The 5247-nt window shown below is 71.4% G+C and carries 3 protein-coding genes; all 3 read left to right on the top strand.

Going from position 1 to position 5247, the window contains the following annotated elements; genetic code table 11:
- Positions 1 to 114 precede the first annotated feature (114 nt).
- Complete coding sequence (locus ACXVGS_RS18725) at positions 115 to 2643, top strand: DNA gyrase/topoisomerase IV subunit A (RefSeq protein WP_458529951.1); 2529 nt, start codon at positions 115 to 117, stop codon at positions 2641 to 2643.
- Positions 2640 to 3611 carry a sucrase ferredoxin gene (locus tag ACXVGS_RS18720; protein ID WP_458529952.1) on the top strand — a complete coding sequence of 324 codons (972 nt, stop codon included), beginning with the start codon at positions 2640 to 2642 and terminating at the stop codon, positions 3609 to 3611. Before ACXVGS_RS18725 ends, ACXVGS_RS18720 begins: the two co-directional genes overlap by 4 nt.
- A 327-nt stretch (positions 3612 to 3938) precedes the next feature.
- A complete protein-coding gene (locus ACXVGS_RS18715) occupies positions 3939 to 5225 on the top strand; it encodes an ABC transporter substrate-binding protein (RefSeq protein WP_458533329.1) in 1287 nt (428 codons plus the stop codon).
- Positions 5226 to 5247: the final 22 nt, after the last annotated feature.

Here is a 5247-nt window from a genome sequence, read left to right as displayed (position 1 = left end):
CCGCGGGTCCCGGCGAGTCGGTGACGGAGCCCCCTGCCGCGTGGGCGAAGATGGCGTCCGGGAGAATCCGCCCCACCGCAACCGACGCCGCACCCCCGAGGAGCACCCCCGCGCATGGCCCGCCGTTCGTCGACCCCCTCTGGTGAGGAGCAGGACTTCCAGGAGCGCATCCTCGACATCGACGTCGAGGAGGAGATGCAGGGGGCGTTCCTCGAGTACGCCTACTCCGTCATCTACTCCCGGGCCCTCCCCGACGCCCGCGACGGCCTCAAGCCGGTGCAGCGCCGCATCCTCTACGGCATGAGCGAGCTGGGGCTGCGCCCCGACCGCGGCCACGTCAAGTCCAGCCGCGTCGTCGGCGAGGTCATGGGCAAGTACCACCCGCACGGCGACGGCGCAATCTACGACGCCCTCGTGCGCATGGCCCAGCCGTTCACGATGCGCCTGCCGCTGGTCGACGGGCACGGCAACTTCGGCTCGCTCGACGACGGCCCGGCCGCCTCGCGCTACACCGAGGCCAGGCTGGCCCCCGCCGCGCTGCTGATGACCGGCAGCCTGGACGAGGAGACCGTCGACTTCGTCCCCAACTACGACGACCAGCTGCTTCAGCCGGGCGTCCTGCCGGCGGCCTACCCCAACCTGCTCGTCAACGGCGCCAGCGGCATCGCCGTGGGCATGGCCACGAGCATGCCGCCTCACAACCTCGTCGAGGTCATCGGCGCGGCGCGGCACCTCATCGCCAACCCGCAGTGCTCGCTGGACGACCTGATGAAGTTCGTCCCCGGGCCGGACCTGCCCGGCGGAGGCAAGATCGTCGGGCTGGAGGGCATCCGCGACGCCTACCTGAACGGCCGCGGCACCTTCCGCACCCGCGCCACGACCCGGATCGAGAACGTCACGCCCCGCAAGAAGGGCATCGTCGTCACCGAGCTGCCCTACCTCGTCGGCCCCGAGAAGGTCATCGAGAAGATCAAGGACAACGTCCAGTCCAAGAAGCTGCAGGGCATCAGCGACGTCAAGGACCTCACCGACCGCAAGCACGGCCTGCGCCTGGTCATCGAGGTCAAGAACGGCTTCAACCCCGAGGCGGTCCTGGAGCAGCTGTACAAGCTGACCCCGATGGAGGACTCCTTCGGCATCAACAACGTCGCACTCGTCGACGGCCAGCCGCGCACCCTGGGCCTGAAGGACCTGCTGCGCGTCTACGTCGACTTCCGCACCGACGTGGTCCGCCGCCGCAGCGCCTACCGCCTGCGCAAGCGGGAGGAGCGCCTGCACCTCGTCGAGGGCCTGCTCATCGCGATCCTCGACATCGACGAGGTCATCCAGGTGATCCGCAGCTCCGAGGACGCTGCGGTGGCCAAGGACCGCCTGATGGAGGTCTTCGACCTCTCCGACCCGCAGGCGACCTACATCCTGGACCTGCAGCTGCGCCGCCTGACGAAGTTCTCCCGCGTCGAGCTGGAGACCGAGAAGGCCGAGCTCGAGCGCCAGATCGAGGCGCTGCGGGCCATCCTCGGCGACGAGAAGCTGCTGCTGAAGACCGTGTCCTCCGAGCTCGCCGACGTCGCCAAGGCCCACGGCACCCCGCGGCGCACCGTGCTGCTGGAGTCGGCCGGCACCCCCCTGACGGCATCCTCGCCGCTGGAGGTCAGCGACGACCCGTGCTGGGTGCTGCTGTCCTCCACCGGCCTCATGGCCCGCACCACCACCGCGGACCCGCTGTCCAACGAGGGCGGTCGGCACAAGCACGACGCGGTGGTCGCCACGGTGCGCACCACCGCCCGCGGGTATGTCGGGCTGGTCACCTCCCGGGGTCGGATGATCCGCCTGTCCGCGCTGGAGCTGCCCACGCTGCCGCCGACCAACGGGGCCCCGTCGCTGTCCGGCGGGGCGCCGCTGGCAGCCTTCGTCGACCTGCCCCGCGGCGAGGAGCCGCTGACGCTGGTCTCGCTGCGGGAGGACTCCCCCGGCATCGCCCTCGGCACCGCCCTCGGCGTGGTCAAGCGGGTCACCACCGACTACCCCGGCAACAAGGACGACTGGGAGGTCATCTCGCTCAAGGACGGCGACGCAGTCGTCGGCGCGGTCGAGCTGACCACCGGCCAGGAGGACCTGGTCTTCCTCACCAACGTCGCCCAGCTGCTGCACTTCTCCGCCTCGGTCGTGCGCCCGCAGGGCCGCCCGGCCGGCGGCATGGCGGGCATCAAGCTGGCCGGCGACGAACGGGTGGTCTTCTTCGGCGCGGTCGACCCCACGGCGGACAACATCGTGGTGACCTCGGCTGGCTCCTCCGGCGCCCTGCCCGGCACCGAGGCCGGCTCGCTGAAGGTGACGCCCTACGCCGAGTACCCCGCCAAGGGCCGCGCGACCGGCGGCGTCCGGGCGCACCGGTTCCTGCGCGGCGAGGACACCCTGCTGCTGGCCTGGGTCGGGGCCGTGCCGGCGCGGGCTGCTGCCGCCAACGGGGTGGCCGTCGACCTGCCGCCGGCCACGGGCAAGCGGGACGGCTCCGGCACGCCGGCGCAGAACCCCATCGCCGCGATCGCCGCGGCGTTCCCGGCCGGTCCGGCCGACCAGGAGCCCGGGGCCGTCGTCCCGGCCGAGGCTGAGCTGCCGCTGGGCGACGGCGTGGGCGAGTGACCGAGGCGCGCGGCGGCCACGGCCACAGCGCACCCGGCGCCTGCTCGGTGCTCTGGGACCGGGCGCACGCCCCAGCCCCGGGCACGGCCGCTCAGGCGCGGTTCTGGGTGGCGCTGGAGCAGCCCGGGCCGTGGGGTCGTGAGGCGGCGACCCAGTCCCACCTCGACCCCGACGTCGGGTCCGGCCTCGACCGGCTCTGCGCCGAGCACGGCGGGCGGCTGCTGCTCATCCGCCGTCCGGGCGCCCACGCCGACCGGCGGGGCAGCGAGGGACAGCGGGTCTACGTCGCCGGTGGCCTGACCGACCGGCCGTGGCTGCTCGAGGCGGACCTCGACCTGCCCTCCCAGCTCGGCCGGCTGCCGTGGCCGGCCCTGGCCGCGGGCGACATCGACATCGTCCTCGACGCGGTGCCCGAGCTCGAGGAGGCGTCCGACCCGGTGCTGCTGGTGTGCACGAACTCCCGCCGGGACGTGTGCTGCGCGGTCCGCGGTCGCCCGGTGGCGCTGGCCGCCGCGCAGGCCCGCCCCGGGCGCGTGTGGGAGTGCTCCCACACCGGCGGGCACCGGTTCGCGCCCACAGGCGTGCTGCTCCCCTGGGGCCAGACGCTCGCCCGGCTCGACGTCGACCTCGCCGTCGAGGTGCTCGACGCGGCGGAGCGCGGTGAGCTGCCTGCCGCCGCGCTCGGGCCGTGGCACGACCGCGGCCGCAGCGTCCTCGAGCCACCGGCGCAGGCGGTGGAAGCAGCCCTGCGCGAGCAGCTCGGCGAGCTGGACCTCATCGCCCTGTCGACCACCGCGGAGCCCGACCCCGAGGACTCGACCGCGTGGCGGTGCACAGTGAGCCACCGCGACGGTCGCTGCTGGTCGGTGCGGGTGGAGCGGCTCATGGGCGACCACCTGCCGGAGTCGTGTGGCAAGGCTCCCGTGGCCACGTGGTCGTGGAGGGTGGGACCGGCCTCCCTCGTCTGAGGCGACCAGCCCGTTTCACCGCGGGCCCGGAAACCCTTCACCCCGAGCGCTTTCCGTCCGTCGGTCCGGGAGACTCCCGCCCCGGCTGCGGCACGAACGACGCTGGGTACGGCCGGGACGGCGACCGCGGGTGGTGGCGGGCCGGCATACACCACGGCCCGTCATCGCGGTCGTGACGCCCGCGGGGGGTCGGTTACCCGATCGTTATCCCTGCACACCCCGCCTGCGGTTGCGAGGTCGTGTGCAAGCGTTTTTACTCAGGTGTCTGATATCCCTCAGTGTCGAGGTGCTCAGCCCCCGGCACGCCATTGATTCGGAGGCGGGCGGATGGCCCACGACACAAGAAGGCGCCGCGCACGCGTGGCGTTCGCAGCGGCCGCCACAGTCGCCCTGGTGACTGCGGGGTGCAGCAGCGGCAGTTCTTCCTCGAGCAGCTCGGCGCAGGCAGGCGCCAGCTCCCGTGGGCCGATCACGTTCGTCACGGGCAAGGACAACAGCAACGTCTGGGCGCCCACCATCGCGAAGTGGAACTCGGCCCACCCCAACGAGAAGGTCACGCTCAAGGAGCAGACCGACCAGGCCGACCAGCAGCACGACGACATCGTGCAGCACATGCAGGCCAAGGACCCCAGCTACGACATCGTCACCGTGGACGTCATCTGGACCGCCGAGTTCGCGGCCAAGGGCTGGCTGGTCCCGCTCAAGGGCCAGTTCGCCATGGACACGAGCAAGCTGCTCAAGCCGACCGTGGTGGCGGCGACCTACAACAACACGCTCTACGCGGCGCCGTTCGCCAGTGACGGCGGACTGCTCTACTACCGCAAGGACCTCGTCCCGACGCCTCCCAAGACGCTGGACGAGATGTGGAGCAAGTGCAGCGTCGCCAAGGCAAAGAACATGGGCTGCTACGCCGGCCAGTTCTCCAAGTACGAGGGCCTGACCGTCAACGCGGCCGAGGCGATCAACACCGCCGGCGGCAAGATCGTCGACGACCAGGGCAAGCCCACCGTGGACTCCCAGGAGTCGCGCAAGGGCCTGCAGATGCTCGCCGACCACTACAAGAACGGCGACATCCCCAAGGAGGCCATCACCTTCCAGGAGGAGCAGGGCCGCCAGGCGTTCGAGGCAGGCAAGCTGCTCTTCCTGCGCAACTGGCCCTACGTCTACAACCTGGCCAAGACCGACGGCTCCTCCGTCGTCAAGGACAAGTTCGGCGTCGCCCCGCTGCCCGGCCTGTCCGGTCCTGGCGCCTCGAGCCTCGGTGGTCACAGCGAGGGCATCAGCGTCTACTCCAAGCACAAGGCCACGGCCTTCGACTTCCTCAAGTTCATCGAGGAGGACGCGCAGCAGAAGTTCTTCATGGAGAAGGGCTCGCTGGCCCCGGTCGTGGCGTCGATCTACGACGACGCGGCGCTGGTCGCGAAGTACCCCTACCTGCCCACGCTGAAGACCTCCATCGAGAACGCGGTCCCGCGTCCGGTGACGCCGTACTACCCGGCGGTCACCACGGCCATCCAGGACAACGCCTACCCCGCCATCAAGGGTGACAAGACCGTGGACCAGGCCATCAAGGACATGCAGGCTGCGATCAAGTCGGCCACCAGCGGCGGCTGATCGACGTCGCCGGGGGTGGGGG

The sequence above is a fragment of the Oryzihumus sp. genome (genome assembly GCF_054325275.1).
This window is presented reverse-complemented; position numbering and strand designations above follow the sequence as displayed.